24 protein-coding genes are annotated in these 19,864 nt (G+C 42.6%); 2 read left to right on the top strand and 22 right to left on the bottom strand.

The window, feature by feature from the left end; translation table 11 throughout:
- Positions 1–331: 331 nt before the first annotated feature.
- Positions 332–1,483 (bottom strand): cell division protein ZapE, encoded by a 1,152-nt coding sequence (gene zapE / locus FSC11_RS06040; RefSeq protein WP_004815619.1) that lies wholly within the window; start codon positions 1,481–1,483, stop codon positions 332–334.
- Between the two features lie 85 nt (positions 1,484–1,568).
- Entirely contained in the window at positions 1,569–2,576 is a 1,008-nt protein-coding gene (locus FSC11_RS06035) for a helix-turn-helix domain-containing protein (RefSeq protein ID WP_026056729.1), read from the bottom strand.
- A gap of 154 nt (positions 2,577–2,730) precedes the next feature.
- On the opposite strand from FSC11_RS06035, the gene FSC11_RS06030 reads away from it, so the two are divergent.
- Together FSC11_RS06030 and FSC11_RS06025 are read left to right on the top strand one after the other, a co-directional pair.
- Complete coding sequence (locus FSC11_RS06030) at positions 2,731–4,215, top strand: flavin-containing monooxygenase (protein WP_163165741.1); 1,485 nt, start codon at positions 2,731–2,733, stop codon at positions 4,213–4,215.
- A gap of 60 nt (positions 4,216–4,275) precedes the next feature.
- On the top strand, positions 4,276–5,184 hold the full coding sequence (locus FSC11_RS06025; protein ID WP_163165740.1) for a LysO family transporter: 909 nt from the start codon (positions 4,276–4,278) through the stop codon (positions 5,182–5,184).
- A gap of 155 nt (positions 5,185–5,339) precedes the next feature.
- Here the strand turns inward: FSC11_RS06025 and FSC11_RS06020 are convergent, their stop codons facing one another.
- The 20 genes from FSC11_RS06020 to kdsB all read right to left on the bottom strand — a co-directional run bounded on the left by FSC11_RS06020 (position 5,340) and on the right by kdsB (position 19,853).
- Positions 5,340–5,537 carry a hypothetical protein gene (locus tag FSC11_RS06020; protein ID WP_008304023.1) on the bottom strand — a complete coding sequence of 66 codons (198 nt, stop codon included), beginning with the start codon at positions 5,535–5,537 and terminating at the stop codon, positions 5,340–5,342.
- A gap of 87 nt (positions 5,538–5,624) precedes the next feature.
- The gene (pyrF, locus tag FSC11_RS06015) at positions 5,625–6,305 is read right to left on the bottom strand and encodes an orotidine-5'-phosphate decarboxylase (RefSeq protein ID WP_163165738.1); all 681 of its coding nucleotides are present in this window, start codon (positions 6,303–6,305) and stop codon (positions 5,625–5,627) included.
- A 250-nt stretch (positions 6,306–6,555) separates the two neighbouring features.
- Positions 6,556–6,921 (bottom strand): lipopolysaccharide assembly protein LapA domain-containing protein, encoded by a 366-nt coding sequence (locus tag FSC11_RS06010; RefSeq protein ID WP_004815608.1) that lies wholly within the window; start codon positions 6,919–6,921, stop codon positions 6,556–6,558.
- Between the two features lie 15 nt (positions 6,922–6,936).
- A complete protein-coding gene (locus tag FSC11_RS06005) occupies positions 6,937–7,242 on the bottom strand; it encodes an integration host factor subunit beta (RefSeq protein WP_004815605.1) in 306 nt (101 codons plus the stop codon).
- Positions 7,243–7,403: 161 nt separating this feature from the next.
- Positions 7,404–9,080, bottom strand: coding sequence for a 30S ribosomal protein S1 (gene rpsA, locus FSC11_RS06000; RefSeq protein ID WP_004815604.1), 1,677 nt, complete (start codon positions 9,078–9,080; stop codon positions 7,404–7,406).
- 115 nt (positions 9,081–9,195) lie between these two features.
- Positions 9,196–9,879, bottom strand: coding sequence for a (d)CMP kinase (cmk, locus tag FSC11_RS05995; RefSeq protein ID WP_163165736.1), 684 nt, complete (start codon positions 9,877–9,879; stop codon positions 9,196–9,198).
- Positions 9,880–9,896: 17 nt separating this feature from the next.
- Positions 9,897–10,328, bottom strand: a complete 432-nt coding sequence (locus tag FSC11_RS05990) for an SRPBCC family protein (protein WP_163165735.1) — start codon at positions 10,326–10,328, stop codon at positions 9,897–9,899.
- A gap of 51 nt (positions 10,329–10,379) precedes the next feature.
- A complete protein-coding gene (tadA, locus tag FSC11_RS05985; protein WP_163165734.1) occupies positions 10,380–10,901 on the bottom strand; it encodes a tRNA adenosine(34) deaminase TadA in 522 nt (173 codons plus the stop codon).
- 3 nt (positions 10,902–10,904) lie between these two features.
- Positions 10,905–12,029 (bottom strand): enoyl-CoA hydratase/isomerase family protein, encoded by a 1,125-nt coding sequence (locus FSC11_RS05980; protein ID WP_163165733.1) that lies wholly within the window; start codon positions 12,027–12,029, stop codon positions 10,905–10,907.
- Positions 12,026–12,739 carry a uracil-DNA glycosylase gene (ung, locus tag FSC11_RS05975; RefSeq protein ID WP_163165732.1) on the bottom strand — a complete coding sequence of 238 codons (714 nt, stop codon included), beginning with the start codon at positions 12,737–12,739 and terminating at the stop codon, positions 12,026–12,028. The genes FSC11_RS05980 and ung overlap by 4 nt, the downstream gene beginning before the upstream one ends.
- 45 nt (positions 12,740–12,784) lie before the next feature.
- Complete coding sequence (locus FSC11_RS05970) at positions 12,785–13,381, bottom strand: 6-pyruvoyl trahydropterin synthase family protein (RefSeq protein ID WP_159123992.1); 597 nt, start codon at positions 13,379–13,381, stop codon at positions 12,785–12,787.
- A 159-nt stretch (positions 13,382–13,540) separates the two neighbouring features.
- Positions 13,541–14,488, bottom strand: a complete 948-nt coding sequence (gene gspK, locus FSC11_RS05965) for a type II secretion system minor pseudopilin GspK (RefSeq protein ID WP_163165731.1) — start codon at positions 14,486–14,488, stop codon at positions 13,541–13,543.
- A 9-nt stretch (positions 14,489–14,497) separates the two neighbouring features.
- Entirely contained in the window at positions 14,498–15,133 is a 636-nt protein-coding gene (locus FSC11_RS05960; RefSeq protein WP_163165729.1) for a type II secretion system protein GspJ, read from the bottom strand.
- Positions 15,130–15,723 (bottom strand): type II secretion system minor pseudopilin GspI, encoded by a 594-nt coding sequence (gene gspI / locus FSC11_RS05955; RefSeq protein ID WP_163165727.1) that lies wholly within the window; start codon positions 15,721–15,723, stop codon positions 15,130–15,132. The genes FSC11_RS05960 and gspI overlap by 4 nt, the downstream gene beginning before the upstream one ends.
- Positions 15,713–16,270 (bottom strand): type II secretion system protein, encoded by a 558-nt coding sequence (locus FSC11_RS05950; RefSeq protein WP_163165725.1) that lies wholly within the window; start codon positions 16,268–16,270, stop codon positions 15,713–15,715. Before FSC11_RS05950 ends, gspI begins: the two co-directional genes overlap by 11 nt.
- A 9-nt stretch (positions 16,271–16,279) precedes the next feature.
- Complete coding sequence (locus FSC11_RS05945) at positions 16,280–16,894, bottom strand: TetR/AcrR family transcriptional regulator (protein ID WP_071320090.1); 615 nt, start codon at positions 16,892–16,894, stop codon at positions 16,280–16,282.
- Positions 16,895–16,934: 40 nt separating this feature from the next.
- Positions 16,935–17,708: a TatD family hydrolase gene (locus FSC11_RS05940; protein ID WP_004892792.1), complete on the bottom strand. Its 774-nt coding sequence runs from the start codon at positions 17,706–17,708 to the stop codon at positions 16,935–16,937.
- Between the two features lie 26 nt (positions 17,709–17,734).
- Entirely contained in the window at positions 17,735–18,076 is a 342-nt protein-coding gene (locus FSC11_RS05935; RefSeq protein ID WP_163165723.1) for a PilZ domain-containing protein, read from the bottom strand.
- A gap of 17 nt (positions 18,077–18,093) precedes the next feature.
- Positions 18,094–19,077 (bottom strand): DNA polymerase III subunit delta', encoded by a 984-nt coding sequence (locus FSC11_RS05930; protein WP_163165721.1) that lies wholly within the window; start codon positions 19,075–19,077, stop codon positions 18,094–18,096.
- Between the two features lie 14 nt (positions 19,078–19,091).
- Positions 19,092–19,853, bottom strand: coding sequence for a 3-deoxy-manno-octulosonate cytidylyltransferase (kdsB, locus tag FSC11_RS05925; RefSeq protein WP_163165719.1), 762 nt, complete (start codon positions 19,851–19,853; stop codon positions 19,092–19,094).
- Positions 19,854–19,864: the final 11 nt, after the last annotated feature.

Raw genomic sequence — 19,864 nt, 5'->3', positions numbered from 1 at the left:
ACAAGAGATTCTAGTATAACGATTAAAATTTAGCTGAATAGTACTATCACATTCCTAAATAATGATCATTTTATTTAGCGTCACCCTCATGTCCGCTAATATTGATCGGAATGTTTCGTCATCAATTCACTAAATACCCTAATGACAGTGTATAAAGTTTTCGAAATGTAGAAATTAGACTTAAGTTCAGATTTTCGCGCAAAAATCACGCATTTCCATATACATTGTCATTCTTGAAGTCCGATTAAGCCATGAAATGTGCTTATTGTCGATAAACTGCCCAGTAATTTTGCATAAAAAAAGCGCCGGATAACCGACGCTTTTTGAAGCTTTATTCAGCATTGCTGGAGGCAATTTTCTCAATCTGGCGATGCTCCGAATGTAAGTATTCATCTGATTGCATTTCCAGCAGACGTGAACGGGTCCGTTCAATCTCGAAAGCCAGTTTTTCACCTTGGTAGATGTCAACGATATTGTCTTCAGAAGTGAGTAGCAATTTCACACCACGGTCATAGAATTCATCTACCAGGTAAATGAAACGGCGTGTACCATCATTCAAGAAGTCGGTCAGGTGCGGCACATTGCTGACCAGCACAGTATTATAGATATTGGCGATTTCAATAAAGTCAGCCGGACTACGCGGTTTCAGGCACAGTTCTGCAAATTCACACCATAATACATCTTCGGTATGTGCCACAGTTTCGACAATACGATTATTGATGATGATCGGTTCATCAGAATGCTGCTGGGTCTGGGTTAGTGCGCTAAAACGCTGTGCCATCCAGTTTTTATTATCATGCGTTAACGGGAACTTGAATAACTGTGCCTGTTTGAGTACACGCAAACGATAATCCACACCTGCATCGACATTTAGAATTACACAATTCTTTTTTACCAGCTCAATGGTCGGAATAAAACGGTCACGGTGGATGCCATTTTTATATAGGCCATCTGGGGCAATATTCGAGGTCGCGACCAAGGTAATGCCGCGCTCAAACAGTTTCTGGAACAGATCACTAAGGATCATGGCATCGGTTACATTCGATACGAAAAATTCATCAAAACAGATGACCACGGCATCTTTATAAATCTGGTCTGCCACTAAATCTAGCGGGTTACGTTGACCGGATAATTTGTTCAGCTCACGATGCACATGCTGCATAAAGTGGTGAAAATGCATGCGGATTTTACGACGAAATGGAATGGAATCGTAGAACTGATCCATCAGCCAGGTTTTACCACGACCTACACCACCCCACATATACACACCTTTCGGTGAGGTCTGACGGCGAAAACGGCGAAATGCTTTCTTGGAAGCCTTAAAGCGTTGAATTAACTCCACCCAAACACGGTCTAGCTCATGTACTGCAATCGCTTGTGCATCATCCGGCATGAACTGCCCCGAAGACAGTGCCTGTGCATAACGTTCTGCAGGAGATAAGGGGCTAAAGGCGTTGTGCTGATGTGAATTTAAGTCGGACATAAGGTTCATTACTATTAAGATTCATAAAAAATTATAGCGAAGATTTAACTTCAAGCCATAACACTTTGGCATTAGCAAACTTAGGCTATTTTACATATTGGCGCGGACTCTGACCAAACCAGCGTTTAAATGCGTGATTAAACGCCGCCGGTTCAGAATATCCTAGCAGTTCTGCAATCATTTCAATTGAATATTGTTTATATTCAATCATTCTTAAGGCTTTATCCTTAATGATATCCTCACGGATCTGCTTATAACTGGTATTCAGCTGCTGTAGCTGATGCCGTAAGGTCCGTTCCGGAATATTCAAGGCTTGCGCAGTTTCTGCCATGGTCGGCATTCCTCCACTTTGCAGCTCCAGATAGTCCTGCACCCGTTGGATTAATGAAGGTGTCTTTTCATCTTCACGCAATCGTTCCAGTTCAGCAATACACTTCTTTTCATACAGCTTGAAGGTCATCTCATCTGCTGAAGGAATCTTGACATTTAACACCGCTTCATCAAACCAGAAAGCGGCCTGATCGGCATTGAACTGTACCTGATGCCCATAATAATCATGGTAGAGCTGTAACTGTTTTAACTCTTCCGGCTTTGGAAATGGCAATTCAATCCTTACTTCAGGCACCGAAAGTCCCATCATCTTGTACAGGTCCTGAATAAACTTGTAAGTCCCAGAGATTTCAGCCTGCGCGACCAGCTGACCTAATTGGTCCTGCAAATTACTCGGACGATAACAAAGTGCAATGCGATGCCCCGCCTGCTTGAAACTCATTTCCCCAGTCAGATGGGTTAACTGCTGAAAACGGATACCATGAACTAGTGCATCTCTCACAGTAGGGCTAGTCACCAGTAGCATGAGCAGCGGGCCATATCCTGCCAGTGCATAATGCTGTCCGATCAAGATCCCTTTTTCTGGTACAACTCCCTCACCTACAACTTTGAGTACATCATATTCCAGACTGGGATGAATGATCGACGTAGGATCAAGGTCATCTATACGCAGCCCGATATTGTCCAGCTTATGCTCCAATGCAATGCCTGCCTTGCGCATCCCCTGAATCAAGTACATCAAACTGAGTATCGATCTCTTCATTGCGATTTGAATTTAATAGGATTGTTCCTGTTTTACTATAAATTTTAAAAATTCTCTATTGCCGTTTTGATCAATTTTGTCGTCTTATTAATCATGTTTGATCTTAGAACTTTACAATATTCTAATAAATCTGGATATGCACGGATTGCACAGCATGAATACTACAAAGAAAAATAACACAACCAAAATTGCTATTATTGGTGCAGGTTTTGGCGGAATTGCAATGGCCATTCGTTTGCAACAACAAGGAATTACAGACTTTATAATTCTTGAAAAGTCCAATGATTTTGGCGGTACTTGGCGTGAAAATCAGTATCCGGGTGCAGCCTGTGATGTGCAATCTCACATGTATTCTCTATCTTATGCACCGAAAGCTGACTGGTCAAAAAGATATGCAGAAGCGCCGGAAATCTTTGCCTATATTCAACAACTGGTCAAAGAATTCAATGTTCCTGCATTTACCCGTCTAAATACTGAAGTTAAAGCTGCACATTATGATGAAAAGCGTTGTCGCTGGGCATTAACTTTAAATGAAGATGAACAGCTGGAAGCACAATATGTCATTTTTGCATCCGGCCCTTTGCATGTCCCGCAAATTCCGAAGATTAGCGGAATCGAAAAATTTAAAGGTAAAGTCTTCCACTCCTCTCAATGGGATCACAGCTATGACCTCACTGGTAAAAATGTCACTTCGATTGGAACAGGTGGCAGTGCCATTCAGTACATTCCAGAAATCGCTCCACAATGCAAACAGCTCTATGTAATGCAGCGCACTGCAGCCTGGGTGATTCCACGTGATGAGCGGCTGTATCATGATTTGGAAAAGAAGCTTTTTGCACGCTTTGACTGGTTTCGTAAATTACATCGTATTCGTCTGTACTGGTCGAATGAATCCCGTGTCGTCCCTATCGTAAAACCGACCGTGATGAAATATACACAGAAACTGGCTGAAGCTTATATCCGCTATCAGGTCAAAGATAAGGAAGTTGCACAAAAGTTAATCCCAGATTACATCATGGGTTGTAAACGGATTCTGGTTTCCAATAAATATTTCCCCACCTTTAATCGGTCTAATGTCGAACTGGTCACTAACACAATTCAGGAACTGACGGAAGACAGTATTATTACTGCAGATGGTAGAAAACGGCCGATTGACTGCCTGATTTATGGCACAGGTTTTATTACTGATCCGCGTATTTATCTGAAAAACTTTGAATGCACTGGTTTAAATGACATCAAGCTCAATGAGGTCTGGAAAGATGGTGCAGAAAGCTATTATGGTATCTGTATCAAGAGTTTCCCGAATTTGTTCCAGCTGCTTGGTCCAAATACTGTGCTGGCGCATAACTCGGTCCTGTTTATGATCGAGTCACAAGTAGAATATATTCTGCAGTTAATCCAGATGGTTGAACGATCGCATACCGAGGCAATCTTGGTCAAAGATGAAGTACATGATCAGTTTAACGCACAGGTACAACACATGATGGAGAATACTGTCTGGCAATCGGGCTGCGTGAGCTGGTATCAACAGGATGGTGGCAAAAATTTTGCCTTATGGCCCACCTATACCTGGAAATACTGGATGAAAACCAAGTGGGCTAATCCATCAGATTACCATTTACTGAGTAAAGCCAGTTAAAGCAACAACATATTCGTTAAAGGGATGGCATAATATGGAAAATTTTTATTTTTCCTGATTATGCAATCCTTTTGGCTTATCTTCCAATTACTGTTTTGTCTGGCGATCGGCTTTCTGTATGCCAGAAAGTTGCCTCAAACTGTTGTTAAAGTATCTTTTGCCGTTCTACCCTATTTTAGTTATGTGCTACTGATCTCGATTGCTTTTGAGTTTTCACAACTTCTCGATGAACTAAAGCACCCTTATCAAATTCTGAGTACCTCTCTCAGTATTGCAGCGATCACTTCACTCGGTGCCTTTACCTGTTGTTATCTACTGTTTAAGTGGGCAGGCTATCAACCTTCCTCAGGACGGGTTTCTACACAACTGGTAATTAAATCACTCATCAATATCAGTTATGCCTTTATTGCGCTCGGCATGGGTTATTTGCTGCATGCGGGTTTAGGTAGCTTAAATATTCAGGCACAAATCAGTACCTGGCATTTACTGCTTGTGTTTATGTTCCTGATCGGACTCGATCTTGCCTATTCCCCACTTGACCGCTCATGGCTAAACTGGAAAATTCTGCTGGTACCACTCGGTTGTATTCTCGGTTCACTACTGAGTGTACTGCTCTATGGCATATGGCAATCTGATATCAGACTTCAAGACCTGATTATGTTATCCCAAGGTTATGGCTTCTACTCGATGAGCGGTATTGTGATAACTGAACTCAGAAATGCTGAATTGGGCAGTATTGCACTGATGAATGATCTGTTTCGGGAAATTTTTGCAATTTTACTGATGTATTGTCTTGGCTGGCGCTATCCACGTGCTGCAATTGCAGCTGCAGGTGCAACATCTATGGATGTCACCTTACCGATGGTAAAACAGGCCTGTGGGAATGATTTTATTCCTCATGCCATGTTAAGCGGTTTTATTTTGTCGGTATTGGCACCGGTGATGGTCAGTGTTTTAGCAGCCATCTAATTCATTAGCTCTCTTTAAATCTCTCCCAAAGGGAGAGAAGCGAAGCTTATAAAATAATAGAAGAAGCCCCCCTTGGGAAATGAAGAATCTCAAAATATATTTTGAGTTCGCAAAGGTGAGGGAAAATATTGAAGAATCATGTTCAAATACTTAAGCTAATCTCCCAATAGTTCTTCCACTGTATCAACCATCTCTGAAGCCAGCTCTACAATATCAACGCCATCAAGACGTGCCATCCAATTCCATGAACTCGCAGAGTTATACTGTTTCTGAAGTGTTTGCTGTTCAAGCTGATCCGCTATTTTTTCCAATTCATGATTTTGTTCCAGTAATTTTTGTTCTCGCGTTTTCATTGTAAATTCCTTTTTTATTTTTATACTGTTTTTTCAATGTATAAAAAAAGCCTTTCATTTGAAAGGCTTTTTATCGGATTGATAGAATTACAAGGTTGCCAGAATATCTTTTAAAGTCTGACACATATTTTCAGATTTGGTAATCGGACGACCAATCACCAAGTGAGTCGAACCATCTAGCATTGCCTGTTTTGGCGTTACGATACGTTTTTGATCATCAGCATTTGAGCCTTCCGGACGGATCCCTGGTGTTACCAAAGCAAAATCTTGTCCTAAAGTTTCACGTAGCATTTTTGCTTCTTGTGCTGAACACACCACACCATCTAGACCACTGTCTTTGGTCAAAGTAGCAAGACGTTTCACATGCTCAAAGGGTTCAATATCCAGACCAATATCTTTTAAATCTACACGACCCATTGAAGTTAATACCGTTACCGCGATCAGTTGGGTATTATAATTCCCAGCTTTAAGACGCTCGACACAGGTTTCCATCATTTTACGACCGCCAGAAGCATGTACATTCACCATCCATATACCCAGGTCTGCGGCTGCACATACTGCCTGCGCAGTAGTATTTGGAATATCGTGAAATTTCAAATCAAGGAAAACTTCAAAACCTTTATCTTGCAGTGCTTTGACGACTGATGGGCCTTCATGGGTAAATAACTCTTTACCAACTTTTACACGGCAAAGCTCAGGGTCTAATTGCTCGGCAATCGTTAATGCGTCATATTGGCTTTTTGCATCCAAGGCAACGATAATACTCATAACAAGACCCTTTAAATTGACAAAATTAAAGCATTATACGGATTTCAGCTGTATGAACAAATATATAAATTATGAAAACTGTTTCTTAAATCAATTTAAATCTCTTATTTCTAAAACAATTTTTTTAATTAATTTTATTTTTAATGGGTTTATAAAACTTAAAGCATAAAAAAGCACCCTGAGCAAGAATCAGAGTGCTTTAAATATAATCAGGAAAAGTTTAAATAGTCAAAGTTATTACATCACATCCTTATAAAGGTGTCGAAGGTCGATCCTGAGGATGGATATCAACAACTGTCTTTTCATGGCGTGAATGAGCAGCCGCTTCTGCTGCCATCAACTTCGCTGTATTCAGCTGCTCTTTACGCAGGTGGTCTATGTCTTTACGCAATCGCTTAATTTCCCAGCTGTTTTGGAAAACTTTAAATACCTGTACACCTAGCAGTAGGCCAAGAATGACACCCAATGACAGTGTCAGCAACAATAACAGGCCTAAACGCATTGCAGGCACCTGGGTAAATAACAGGTCTACAGATAGTTCAGTTCCATTTTGCAATACCAGTGCCAGTGAATACCCAAATACAACGAGTAATAAAACGACGAGTACGTAACGCATAACACGCCCCTTGAATTATTTATTTGCTGATTCGTTTACAGCATCACGTAGTGCCTTACCTGGTTTGAAGTGTGGAACCGCTTTTGCTGCGACTTCAACAGACTTACCGGTTTTCGGGTTTCGCCCAATACGTGGCTCGCGATGATGCAATGCGAAGCTGCCAAACCCACGAATCTCAATACGGTTGTCTGTCGATAATGCTTCGATCATTTGATCGATCATGATCTTCACAGCTTCTTCAACTAAAGGCTCAGCTAAATGCGGGTTCTTTAGGGAAATACGCTCTATTAAATCAGACTTATTAAGTGCTTCAGTAGTCATCTGCGACCTCTTTAATTATCAAGCTACTTGGACTCTATGGCGATAATAACCTGTTTAAATACAAAACGGTAGCGCAATAATTAAATACTACGCTACCGTTTACAGTAATCGTTCAGAAAATATTAGTTAACTTACATTAACAATACATTTCCTGTGCTTACTTAGTTGCTCATTTGCGCCTTGATCAGGTCACCAATAGTCTTAGGACCATTTTCTTGACCAGCAGCAGCTGTTTTCAAGTTAGCAACTGCTTCTTTCTCTTCAGCTTCGTCTTTCGCTTTAATAGACAAGTTGATAGAGCGAGATTTACGATCTACATTGATGATCTTAGCTTCAACTTCTTGACCAACTTCAAGGAACTTAGTTGCATCTTCAACGCGGTCGCGGTTGATTTCAGATGCTTTAAGAGTCGCTTCAACTTCGTCAGCTAACTTAACTGTAGCGCCTTTAGCGTCAACAGCAGTTACAGTACCTTTAACAAGCGCACCGCGTTCGTTAGCAGCTAAGAAATCGTTGAATGGATCGCTGTTCAATTGTTTGATGCCAAGGCTGATACGGTTGCCTTCAGCGTCTACAGACAAGATAACCGCTTCAACTGTGTCACCTTTCTTGTAACGACGAATCGCTTCTTCGCCTTGTTCATTCCAAGAAATGTCAGACAAGTGAACTAGACCATCGATACCGCCTGGTAAACCGATGAAGATACCAAAGTCAGTAATAGACTTGATCGTACCAGATACTTTCTCGCCTTTGTCGTGGTTCTTAGCAAACTCTTCCCATGGGTTAGCACGAGTTTGTTTGATACCAAGAGAAATACGACGACGCTCTTCGTCTACTTCAAGAACCATAACGTCAACTTCGTCACCGATCTGAACTACTTTAGATGGGTGGATGTTTTTGTTAGTGTGGTCCATTTCAGACACGTGTACTAGACCTTCAACGCCTTCAGCGATTTCTGCGAAACAGCCGTAGTCAGTCAGGTTAGTTACGCGAGCTTTAACGATAGAACCTTTAGGGTAACGGCTCATGATCGCTAACCATGGATCTTCGCCTAATTGTTTAAGGCCTAAAGATACGCGGTTACGTTCGCGGTCGAATTTAAGTACTTTAACAGTAACTTCTTGACCAACTTCCACAACTTCTGATGGGTGCTTGATACGTTTCCAAGCCATGTCAGTGATGTGAAGAAGACCGTCGATACCGCCAAGGTCAACGAACGCGCCGTAGTCAGTAAGGTTCTTAATCGTACCAGTAACTGTTTGACCTTCTTCAAGCTGAGCAAGAAGCGCTTCACGGTCAGCTGAAGATTCAGCTTCCATAACAGCACGACGTGAAACAACAACATTGTTACGTTTAGCGTCAAGCTTGATTACTTTGAATTCTAGCTCTTTGCCTTCTAAGTGAGTCGTATCACGAATAGGACGAGTATCAACTAAAGAACCAGGAAGGAACGCACGTACTGGACCGATGTCAACAGTGAAACCGCCTTTAACTTTACCAGAGATAACACCAGTAACGATTTCGCCGTCTTCAAAGATTTTTTCAAGTTTAGTCCAAGTCTCAGCGCGTTTAGCTTTTTCGCGAGAAAGAACAGTTTGACCCATACCGTTGTCAAGTGCTTCAACAACTACGTCTACAGTGTCGCCAACTTGAACTTCAAGTTCGCGTTGTTCATTTAAGAACTCAGCACGGTCAACAACGCCTTCAGATTTAAGGCCAGTGTCAACAGTTACCCAGTCAGAGTCGATGCTTACTACAACGCCTTGGATGACTGCACCCTTTTCAACGTTGAGGTTTAATTCGCTTTCTTCAAAGAGGGCTGCAAAAGATTCGGTCATGATATTTCCGATAAAGTCAGCGGTCTTGGATCAGACAAGGCCGGTTTAGTTAAGCGTCTACATAGTCCCATATAAAACTGATCGAGCTATGCGTCTGCTGAATTTGATAATTCGGTTAATGAGCTAACTGGCTGTCGATATAAGCGGTCATCAGATTAAATACCTCATCGATACCCAGTTCTGAGCTGTCGATGATATAAGCATCTGCTGCCGGCTTGAGCGGAGCGACCGTGCGTTCCATATCTCTTTTATCTCGAGCCTGTATATTAGCTAAAATGTCGCTTATTTTAGCATCCAGCCCCATGCCCTGCAACTGCTTTACTCGTCTGTTCGCACGTGATTCAGCCGATGCGGTCAAATATATCTTGGCTTGGGCATTCGGAAAGATGCTGGTTGCCATGTCACGACCATCTGCCACCAGACCTGGTGCTTGTGCAAAAGCATGCTGGCGGCCGACTAATGCAGCTCTAAGTTCAGGAATTGCAGCAACTTTTGAGGCAAACTCACCAACACGTTCAGTACGGATAGTATTGGTCACATCCTCACCTTCTAACCATACCTGTATGCCGGTCGCAGTACTTGTAAACTGGATGTCTAAATTTGTAGCAATGTGTACGCATTTTTCCAGTTCACTATCTAATGATTCCAGCAAATCCTGCTGCTGCAATGACAATCCAAGCAGGCGATATAACGCACCTGAATCTAACAGATGGAAACCGTAATGTGCTGCAATTTTCGCAGCGAGTGTCCCCTTGCCCGAACCACTTGGTCCATCAATGGTAATAATTTGAACTGTCATTGCTTTTCCATTGTTGTTTAAACAGATTTTGCGAGTTTCGCGAAGCCTAGTTTAATCCCTGCTTTTAGCTGTGCAAGGATTAATTTGCTGACAAATGGTGCACGAGCCTGCAATTCAATGGTATAGGTCACCAGCGTTTTATCATCTGAAACTGCTTCAAACTCAATAATACCCAAGTGATGTTTCACCAGCGGATTTTTAATAATTTTATATTCAATCCGCGAATTCGACTCAAGCAGTGTGATCTGTTCCTTTAACGGCTTGATCGGCCCAATGCCCAAGCTACGAATTGACCCCAGACCATCAGGACGTTCAGGATCCGCAGAATCCTTGATACGTTCCACCTGAATCGGGGCAAAGGCTACATTATAAGTTGCGTGTTTAGACAACAGGTCAAACACCTGCGCTAAAGGTGCAGGAAATTCTTTTTTTACTTGTATGGCGTTCATCATAAGTCCTGGTTGGGGTTGTTATTTTTAAGGGCTAATATTAAACAGAATTCAGGCCTGATTCTGAGCATTCATTTGCCTTTCTTGTAACTTTAATTGTCTTTTCTGTTCCCGGCGCATTCTAAAGAAATCGCTGAGCTGCCCGGCACACTGAGCTTGCAAGCATCCCGATTCAAACTCAAAAACATGATTGTAGTAGCCAGTCTCAAAGAGCTTACGTGCACTGATCAGTGAGCCTGCTTTCGGCTCTGTAGTACCAAAAACCACGCGGGAAATCCGTGAATGTACCAGTGCCCCTACACACATGGTGCAAGGCTCCAAAGTCACGTAGAGAACTGCATCATCAGGCAGGCGGTAGTTTTGAATGGCCTGACAGGCTTCACGGATGGCCACAATCTCCGCATGTGCGGTAGGGTCATTCAATGAAATTGGAGAGTTGAAGCCTTGACCAATAATCTGGTTATTACTGACAATAATTGCACCCACAGGAATTTCTCCCTGCGCTGCCGCTAATGCAGCCTGCTCGTAGGCAAACTGCATCCATTCGGCATCGGTTTTAATATATTTAGTCATGAATCAGCTGATGACACCATACTGTCTTAATAGCGCATTCCAGCTGTCAATTTGAGTAACTGGCGGATTATTGCCAAAGATACCTTTCAGACTCAGGTCAGTACCTTTCTCCCATTCCGGAGATAGATCTTTATCGACCAGACGTGCACGCACACCTTCGACAAAGTCCGGATGACGGATTTTCCAGTCGGAAATCTGGATTTCCAGCTGAAAAACTTCATTCCAGGAATGTACCTGTTTACCCCATTGCCATAATAACCAAGTTAAGGCAGCAGTCGCTGGAGAACCTTTTTGAAGGTTTTCACTGGCTTGACGCAACCAGTCGCTGCGCGCATCCTTTAAACCAACAATAGCTTCATAATCATGTTCAAAGTTAACGCCACGGCAGACACTATGAATGACATCAAGTGAATTTTGCAATGGTCCAGGCCCTACAGGACGATGCATACTATTTAACGTATCATCAATAGCGCGAAAATCTCCCGCCGGATAATGCTCCCAGTCAACATTGACCATTTTGTGCAGAACAGCATCACGCTGCATATCGCAGATATGGGTAGCCCAGCCAATACCATACGCGCCAGCCGCAGTCATGATTGAACCTGTTAAACCGGTAAATAAACCAATCGCGCCACGATCTGCCAGGAAACGCGTTGCACCAACATCTGGATACAGACCGATATTGATTTCAGGCATTGCCAGACGGGAATATGGCGTTACCAGACGGAACGGTGCCGCCATAAATAAACCTAGACCACCACCCATCACATAACCTTCGCCCCATACCAGCACTGGTTTGGCATAGTTATGTAGCAACAGATCTAAAGCATATTCCTGCTCAAAGAATTTGTTCGCAGTTGCAACTTCGTCATTGATGACTAACTGACGCAATTTACGTACATCTCCACCTGCACAGAATGCTTTAGGGGTTGTTGAATCCAGCCAGATCGCTTTTACGCTGTCATCTGTATGAAAGTCCTGAAAAACTTCCAGTAGTGCAGAAACCAGGGATTCATCTAAAGCGTGTAATGATTTTGGACGATTCAGGCGAACAATGCGCCAGCCATTATTGGCTTGTTCAACAATCAGGTCCGGATGGTAAGGTTTAGTTACAGGAGAATAAGTCATGCGTCCAGCTGCCAGTCTATAGGCTCAATGCCATGTTGTTTGAGATAATTATTCGTTTTCGAAAAAACTTTACAACCAAAAAAACCACCCCGGTTTGCTGACAAAGGCGAAGGATGTGCTGCCTTTAAGACCAGGTGTTTATTTTGATCAATGCGCTGTCCTTTACGCTGTGCGTATGCGCCCCAAAGAATAAAAACGATATGTTCACGTTGTTCATTCAATACATCAATGACGTGATCTGTGAATTCTTCCCAACCACGTTTCTGATGTGAAGTTGGCTGTGCTGCCTCTACGGTCAGTACAGCGTTGAGCAGAAGTACACCCTGTTCCGCCCAATGAGTTAAATCACCATGTTTAGGGATTTTTACGCCTAAATCATTATGTAACTCATGAAAAATATTACGTAAAGATGGAGGTAATACAACCCCTTTTTGCACCGAGAAGCTTAAACCATGCGCCTGATTCGGACCATGATAAGGATCCTGACCAATAATCACCACTTTAACCCGGTCTAATGGCGTCGTATTCAAAGCATTAAAAATCAGGTGATTCGGTGGATAAATCACCTTGTCTGCTTTTTTTTCTTCAATTAAAAACGTTTTTAACGCATCCATTTTTGGACTCAATAAAAACTCACTGAGTCCATATTTCCAGCTGTCATCTAACTGAACTTTATTCAGTTTCGCAATTTGCTGTTCATTTAAAGACATGCTTCAATCCTAAATCTATGTCAGTCTGCGTTTATATTCGAATTTTTAAGGCTGGACTTGCAGATCCACAGCCGGATTATGAAATGGAAGACCCTGTTTCAGTTTCGCAAACATCTCTGGATCTGTCCACTCTGCCCGCACCTGCTCCGAGAATTCAATCTGTTCCAGGCTAAGTGGACCCATCTGTTCATTCTGGATATCTTCCAAGAAGCTTTGCGCATAGCCGGTATCAGTTTCATGAACAATCACAGAATAAACTTCAACATCCCCTTCACCATTCTGAGTAATGGTGGATGCCAATACCTGTTGAGCCAGGAAGAAGAAAATACGTGAAAACTGTTCTGCAGATGGCGAGACCGGCAAAGATACCCAGCGTGCACTAAAATTCTTACATGCCTGAATATATTCAGGATCATCTTTTTGCCAGAAGCAGATCGCATGGTCAAAAGAATCAAAGAAATCCTTAATCACCCCTTTGAGCAGACCAAAATCATATACCATCTGACCATGATCCAACTTCGACGCTTTCAGCAATAACTCGACTTTATAACTGTGACCATGGATCGAACGTTTGCAGCGATCCGAGGTGCAGTTACGCACAATATGAGCATTTTCAAACTTAAATAACTTACGAATTAACATATGCCGTAATGTCGTCAAAAAATAGGTGAATTAATTTCAATTATAAAGCAAAAGTAAACCTATGAGGATTAATTTTGCAGTTCGTCATGATAGGGAAAAGGGATTAAAGCGAAAATAGATTAAATTCAAGAAATGAGAGCATCCTTAAATGGCGGTATTTTAAAAAGGCGCCATGCTTCGATAGGCAATATAAACCTTCTTGTCCTGCCGCACCAGATCACTACTAAACTGACGTTTACGTTCACTCAGCATCACTTCGATACGTGCTTTAAAGTGATTGGATTGCACTCCAAGCAGGTTATTAAACAGGTTGTGTTTGGCTGCATCCACCTGAGCAAAGGGTTCTAGTGTCCAGAGATCAGCTACATTGGAAAAATATTCCAGATTTGCCTGACGGCGATCCAGCAATTGCTGCACGGCATTCACATCCAGCTTTTCATCCATGCTCGCCAAAAGAAATGCAGATGCGGTATTAATATTGACCGTAGTATCTGCTACAGGCGCAGTACTTAGATAAGGTGCAATTAGTTTGTACTTGTTTTCTTCAAAGCCTCGTACCAGTTTCAGCTCTTCAACGCTATGAAATTTGGCATTCGGAGGTAGAGAACCATTCGGCAAACCCTGATAATAATTGGATTCTGCGCCCATTGGTCCACTTGGCATTTCATCTTCATCCTGCCAGTCAATCACAGCTTCACTCAACTGCTCTGGCAATCCAGCACGTTTTAATATCAGCTCGAACCAGGCTTTAGCATTTTCATTCACCGTACCTTCTGCTGTAATCAGGCTATTTAAATTAAACTTAGCTGACTCATCTTGCAGTATTCCCGAGACATAACCATCTTCAACTGGAAAAGCCGGCATTGGCTGCGCCCAGGTTTCATTTAAATGATCAACTTCCGCTGCATTCTCTGCGTCATCAACTAGCAATTCAGAAAAAAACGCTTCAGCACTTTTGGCATACATCAAGGACTGATTTTGGCGCATCAGATAAGCTGTACTTTCCGCAGTCGCAGCCTGACGTTTGGCAATCGTTGCCGCCAGGATGGTTGCCAGTGCAACCATCACCAGAATGGTTATTAATGCGATGCCATGTTGCTGCTTCATACTTTGATCCTATGAACTGCCTATATTATTGGTATTATTTGACAGATAATCTGTGTTCAGCAGACTGAATAACCATTCATATTGCACACCCTGTACAGTCAGATTGATCTTGATGCCTTTCGGTAAAAGCTGCTTGTTTTCAGTACGATTTAAATCCAGTCCACTTTCCGGCCATTGTGTGATTTCATTTGGATTCAGTGCAGTAATTTGAAACTGTTCTACATCGCTCAGCAATATGCTCGATTCCGGTTGATCGCGTCCGGTCTGGTTCAGGTTCCTGAATTTAAGCCGATAGACTTTTTGCTCATCCGCCCGATATTGATATTCCACCCGCTCATCCGGCGCGATGCCTTGTTCCAGTGGATCCGTAACACCAGTCTTACTAAAATTAAAACGACCATCTTGCAATACTAAAGCTGGCTGGATCTCACCATTTACATTTGCGGTTAAGGGTACTGTTTGCACCGTATCACGCAGAATCTGCTGATAGCCCTGCTGTAATTGATTTAGCTTTTGTTCATGAAGGGTATTTTGATCGCGTGTCACCCGGATATGATCAAAGACCTGCCATCCTAATGCAGACAATACGGCAAAGATTGCAATCGCAATCAGAAGCTCGACCAGGGTAAATCCATTTTTTTTCATTGTGTCTGATTCACCCGATGATTAAAAAACACCAGACTACTGACACCAGATTCCAGTTGCCCAGTATCAGCATTGACAATACCGACCTGAATATCAACACGCTGTACATTTGGGCTAATGGTTGGTTCAGATTTCTTATCAATCCGCCAGGACTCACCCTGCTGGGTAATTTGCCGGGATGAAGTTCCTGTTAGCCATTCCTGATTGATTTCCATTTGTGCTGCTTCATTTAAAGCAACAAACTGGGCTTTGGTGCGTAAGATGGCATGGGAAGTCGACTGGGTATATTGCATTGCCACTTTAGTCAGTGCCATGGCTGCGGTAGCAAAGATTGCCAGTGCGACCATGACTTCCAGCAAAGTAAAACCTGAGGCACGATTAAGTCGAGTAACACTCGACCTGAGTGGCATTGTCGCACAAGAAAGTCCGAAAGCTGTGCTTGAGGAACTGCGATGAGTGTAATGCTGCTTCACCGCTGTGTAAGATAAAGAGCTATGCTCGAGGTACACATAATGAAATCGATCAGCACTCGCCTTAAATGACTTGATTGCCTCAGCCCCAGCACTCTGCTTGAAATATTTAAATTTCATTGATTTTACCCAGGTGGTCGATTTCAATTGCAGAACCGACTTCATTATTATCAAGATAAAACTGAATCCGTACCGGCTTCACTTCCCCATTGCCGAGCCAAATCAATTTTGGCGCATCCTGCATGGTCAAATCCCGGTTTTGTGCATTTTCATAACGCTGGTCCAAGGGCTGAATCTGCAAAGATACTTTATCTGGCAAAGCTTGGGTCTTAAATTCAATATAGTGAATCCATTTCTGTGATGTGCTACTTAAGCTAAAATCGGTATTGGTGGGATTTTTTTGATATTCCACCACAGTGTACTGAAATGGGCTGACATCCGTTGCCGGCTGGGTCTGCAAGGCGAGTACCCGAGCCTGATCATTCGCTTCATGTAAAATACGTTGTAAATCCAGCATAAACACTTCACGTGCCTGCATCGCTTTACGCTGATCTACCCCACCTATATTCAGCATCACCAGAGATGCCAGAATTCCCATAATGACAATCACCACCATCAACTCAATGAGTGTAAAACCACGATTTGATGATAGAGACTGGATTTTCATGGAATGCCTTTAAGCAAACTGCTCAACCGAATTAATTTTCTTGGGTAAAGCCAGAGCCTGGTCGATATAGGCCACACGTAAAGTATCACGAGAACCAAGGTAACGCTGATAGAAACTGGAGTTCAGGATTGCAGCTGCACCATGAGTCAGTGACCAGATCGAAGCCAGATAATCACGTACTGGCATACTGCTTTTAATTGATTCCAGATAGCTTTCTGTCATGCGAATAATCAGACGTAAACGCTGTTTCCGGATCTGGTAAAGCTCAGTAAATAATTGCTGAATGCCCACCCCAGTCGTCGATAAGCGTTCCTCAATCTGATGAAACAGTACCGTACGCTCCGGATGATGCAGATGATGCAACATGAAGAAAGCCAAATGTTCTGGAAAAGCCTTTTCCGCATCCTGGATCATTTCCAGCAGCATACGTTCATTACGGATGATGAGCAGCATGTACAGCTCATCCTTGCTTTGGAAATGTTTATAGAGTGTGCCTTTAGCCAAATCCAGTTCTGCAGCCAACGCATCTAGCGTCATACCAGCTTCACCATTTTCAAGTAGCAGCTGTTCTGCCACTTGAAAAATCAAGGTTTCTCTTGCTCGAAACTGAGCCTGACGATCCATCTTCACCCTATAACTCTCTTCTGCTCTTATTTAATTCGTATTACTTAAAACTTAGAAGATTTTCAAAATTCTGCATTGTGATTGCAGCCATTTCTTCCAAGCTCTTATCATATACATCACATAAGGCTTTGGCTACAAATGGAACGTATTTCGGTTCATTTGATTTACCCCGATAAGGCACGGGTGCCAGATAAGGACTATCTGTCTCTATCAACACACGATCCAGTGGAACCTGCTTCGCCACATCACGTAAATCCTGCGCATTTTTGAAAGAAACAATGCCTGAGAAAGAGACATAATAACCACAGTCAAGAACTGCTTTGGCTGTTTCCCAGTCCTCAGTAAAACAGTGCAAAATGCCATGTGTAGATTTTTCAGCGCGAATGATATCTACTGTGTCATGTTTGGCTGAACGGGTGTGGACCACCACCGGTTTTTTCACGACTTGAGAAGCATGAATATGACGCGCAAAACATTCTTTCTGTTCCTGGATAAAATCAGTGCTATGGAAATAATCCAGACCTGTTTCACCTAAAGCCCAAACTTTTTCTGGCTGCGCCAGCTCAACCAGATAATCCGTAGTTGCGCGCGCCATGGTTGCAGCATCTTCACAAGGATGCACACCCACGGTGTAGCCTACATCAGCATGTCGTGCCGCAATCTTGGCCAGTTCGATATGATCATCAAGATCTACCGAAATACTCATAAACTTGGAAACACCTGCTTCACGTGCCTGTGCCAGTGCCAGATCCAGATCACCGCTGTAAGGTGTTAAGTCGAGTAAAGTTAAATGACAATGCGTATCTACAAACACGGTGTAGTCCTTTTCAGCAGGGAGAATTACATAGTGTAGCTTCTACGCCCTGCAGATTTAAGCCCCGTAATCAGTCGTTCGGCCTCATTTTTAAAGAAAACGCCTTTATCACCACTTAACTGGATGCCAAAACCTTGTGGTTTAATACCATTTTGTTTTTGTGATACCCAAATAACTTTACCAGTTAAAGGAATTTTTTGTGATTGTTCAGGTAAAGTAGTCAGCACGAAAACCTCATCTCCGAGCTTTACTGTCTGATTGGAAGGAATAAAAAGACCACCGCCTGTAACAAATGGCATATAACTGGCAAATAGAGTTTCAATATCGGGAATATTCGCCTGAATAATACCCCCCATACGTGATTGCATATTCTTCTCCTTCTTCGTTAAAGATTCATCAGTCGAATACAGAGCTGGTCCAGAACCAGATTGCTTTGTACATTCTGTTCCAGATACTGCTTGGACTGCTGAAATTCCCCATAAATATCAAAAAGCTGTTCTAATGAATAATATTCAGCCAATACGTCAAATTCCAAATCGATGTTTTTAATGGCCTGATTTAGCTTGACACAAATCAAATCCGACAACAAGTATTCAAACATCTGCCCAAAATCATTAAAACTTAGGCTTTTGTTCCATCGCGTTGCAATTGCGATCGGCATATTTTTCTCTATGACCAGTTTTTTCCAATCTTGCAAAAAATCCTGACGCATCGGCATCCAGGCACTCTGAGCCACTTCAATCGCCTGTAACGGCATCTGATTGGCCAGATTCATTAATAATTGCTGTTGGGAAGATCCTGCATCTGGTAAATATTCGTTTAAATAATTTGTAGCCTGATCTGATGTAATGCGATCCAAAGCAAAATGCTGTAAACGGCTGCGAATTGTCGCAGGTAATTTTAAGTAATGATCAGCCAGCAGAATAATGACAATATTTTCACCTGGCTCTTCCAGGGTTTTCAGCAAAGCATTGGAAGAGGCAATATTCAGTGCTTCAGCAGGTTCTATGACAATAACACGCCAACCATCAACAGTTTGCTGCACAAATGGCAATAAATCCCGGATCTTTTCAATCTTGATTTTGGCATTCTGTTTTTTGTTGTCTTCATCGGTACTGATGTAAACATAATTGGGATGAGTATCTGCTTTAAGCCACTGACAACTGCCACATTCACCACATGGCAAATTGCGTATATGACGATTTTGACATAGTACCCATGCCAGAAATTGCTGGGTAAAAGCTTCCTTACCACAACCCTTTTTGCCATAAAACAGTAGTCCATGCCCAAGCTGGGGAAAACGCCCAGTAAGCGTATCCCAGACTTGTTGTTGCCAAGGATAAATTTGTGCGGTGGCATCAAGCGGCATGCTAAATTCTCAAATTAGGCGAATACAGATGGATCAAGCTGGTTCAGACGATCCAGATCTTGCTGGGTATCTACACCAGGGGGCAAACTCACTTCAGCAACAGATATGGCAATACGGTGACCATTTTCCAGCACTCGTAACTGTTCTAAAGATTCCAGATTTTCCAGAACGCCCATTTCCCAGGTTACATATTCCTGAAGCAACTTCACCCGATAAGCATACAACCCCAAATGGCGATAAGCCTGATTATGCAGTTTCTGCTCAGCTTGTTTTGCTCCATCACGGTCATAAGGAATCGTTGCACGGCTAAAATACAGCGCTTGATTGTGCTTTGAAAGCACCACTTTTACGATACTGTCACGCTGAAATTCTTCAAGCTGATGAATCGGCTCACAAAGTGTCGACATAGACGATTCTGGCTGATCGACCAGTAGCTGAGCCACCTGCTGAACCAGTTGCGCAGGTAATAACGGTTCATCGCCTTGGACATTAACGATAATATCATCACTTGCCCAACCTTTAATTTTTGCCACTTCACTTAGTCGGTCGGTTCCCGATGGATGATCAGGTGAAGTAATGACAACATCCACACCTTCAGCACGACATACTGCTGCAATACGTTCATCATCCGTCGCCACACATAGATCATCAAAACCTTCTACTTTACGCGCCTGATCAACCACACGCAGAATCATTGGACGACTATGAATCTCTAATAAAGGTTTACCCGGCAGACGTGAGCTGGCAAAGCGTGCAGGAATAACAATGTGTTTCATAATGAATAAAC

Origin of the sequence: Acinetobacter schindleri (genome assembly GCF_010918895.1) — a bacterium.
Taxonomy (GTDB): Bacteria; Pseudomonadota; Gammaproteobacteria; order Pseudomonadales; family Moraxellaceae; genus Acinetobacter; species Acinetobacter schindleri.
The sequence above is the reverse complement of the archived record's forward strand: the minus strand, read 5'-3'. Positions and strand labels throughout refer to the sequence as shown.

What these genes read in the sequence shown, in the direction of transcription:
- zapE (WP_004815619.1), bottom strand. Translation starts at nt 1,483, where the DNA reads ATGTCCGACTTAAATTCACATCAGCACAACGCCTTTAGCCCCTTATCT.
- FSC11_RS06035 (WP_026056729.1), bottom strand. Translation starts at nt 2,576, where the DNA reads ATGAAGAGATCGATACTCAGTTTGATGTACTTGATTCAGGGGATGCGC.
- FSC11_RS06030 (WP_163165741.1), top strand. Translation starts at nt 2,731, where the DNA reads ATGAATACTACAAAGAAAAATAACACAACCAAAATTGCTATTATTGGT.
- FSC11_RS06025 (WP_163165740.1), top strand. Translation starts at nt 4,276, where the DNA reads ATGCAATCCTTTTGGCTTATCTTCCAATTACTGTTTTGTCTGGCGATC.
- FSC11_RS06020 (WP_008304023.1), bottom strand. Translation starts at nt 5,537, where the DNA reads ATGAAAACGCGAGAACAAAAATTACTGGAACAAAATCATGAATTGGAA.
- pyrF (WP_163165738.1), bottom strand. Translation starts at nt 6,305, where the DNA reads ATGAGTATTATCGTTGCCTTGGATGCAAAAAGCCAATATGACGCATTA.
- FSC11_RS06010 (WP_004815608.1), bottom strand. Translation starts at nt 6,921, where the DNA reads ATGCGTTACGTACTCGTCGTTTTATTACTCGTTGTATTTGGGTATTCA.
- FSC11_RS06005 (WP_004815605.1), bottom strand. Translation starts at nt 7,242, where the DNA reads ATGACTACTGAAGCACTTAATAAGTCTGATTTAATAGAGCGTATTTCC.
- rpsA (WP_004815604.1), bottom strand. Translation starts at nt 9,080, where the DNA reads ATGACCGAATCTTTTGCAGCCCTCTTTGAAGAAAGCGAATTAAACCTC.
- cmk (WP_163165736.1), bottom strand. Translation starts at nt 9,879, where the DNA reads ATGACAGTTCAAATTATTACCATTGATGGACCAAGTGGTTCGGGCAAG.
- FSC11_RS05990 (WP_163165735.1), bottom strand. Translation starts at nt 10,328, where the DNA reads ATGAACGCCATACAAGTAAAAAAAGAATTTCCTGCACCTTTAGCGCAG.
- tadA (WP_163165734.1), bottom strand. Translation starts at nt 10,901, where the DNA reads ATGACTAAATATATTAAAACCGATGCCGAATGGATGCAGTTTGCCTAC.
- FSC11_RS05980 (WP_163165733.1), bottom strand. Translation starts at nt 12,029, where the DNA reads ATGACTTATTCTCCTGTAACTAAACCTTACCATCCGGACCTGATTGTT.
- ung (WP_163165732.1), bottom strand. Translation starts at nt 12,739, where the DNA reads ATGTCTTTAAATGAACAGCAAATTGCGAAACTGAATAAAGTTCAGTTA.
- FSC11_RS05970 (WP_159123992.1), bottom strand. Translation starts at nt 13,381, where the DNA reads ATGTTAATTCGTAAGTTATTTAAGTTTGAAAATGCTCATATTGTGCGT.
- gspK (WP_163165731.1), bottom strand. Translation starts at nt 14,488, where the DNA reads ATGAAGCAGCAACATGGCATCGCATTAATAACCATTCTGGTGATGGTT.
- FSC11_RS05960 (WP_163165729.1), bottom strand. Translation starts at nt 15,133, where the DNA reads ATGAAAAAAAATGGATTTACCCTGGTCGAGCTTCTGATTGCGATTGCA.
- gspI (WP_163165727.1), bottom strand. Translation starts at nt 15,723, where the DNA reads ATGAAATTTAAATATTTCAAGCAGAGTGCTGGGGCTGAGGCAATCAAG.
- FSC11_RS05950 (WP_163165725.1), bottom strand. Translation starts at nt 16,270, where the DNA reads ATGAAAATCCAGTCTCTATCATCAAATCGTGGTTTTACACTCATTGAG.
- FSC11_RS05945 (WP_071320090.1), bottom strand. Translation starts at nt 16,894, where the DNA reads ATGGATCGTCAGGCTCAGTTTCGAGCAAGAGAAACCTTGATTTTTCAA.
- FSC11_RS05935 (WP_163165723.1), bottom strand. Translation starts at nt 18,076, where the DNA reads ATGCAATCACGTATGGGGGGTATTATTCAGGCGAATATTCCCGATATT.
- FSC11_RS05930 (WP_163165721.1), bottom strand. Translation starts at nt 19,077, where the DNA reads ATGCCGCTTGATGCCACCGCACAAATTTATCCTTGGCAACAACAAGTC.
- kdsB (WP_163165719.1), bottom strand. Translation starts at nt 19,853, where the DNA reads ATGAAACACATTGTTATTCCTGCACGCTTTGCCAGCTCACGTCTGCCG.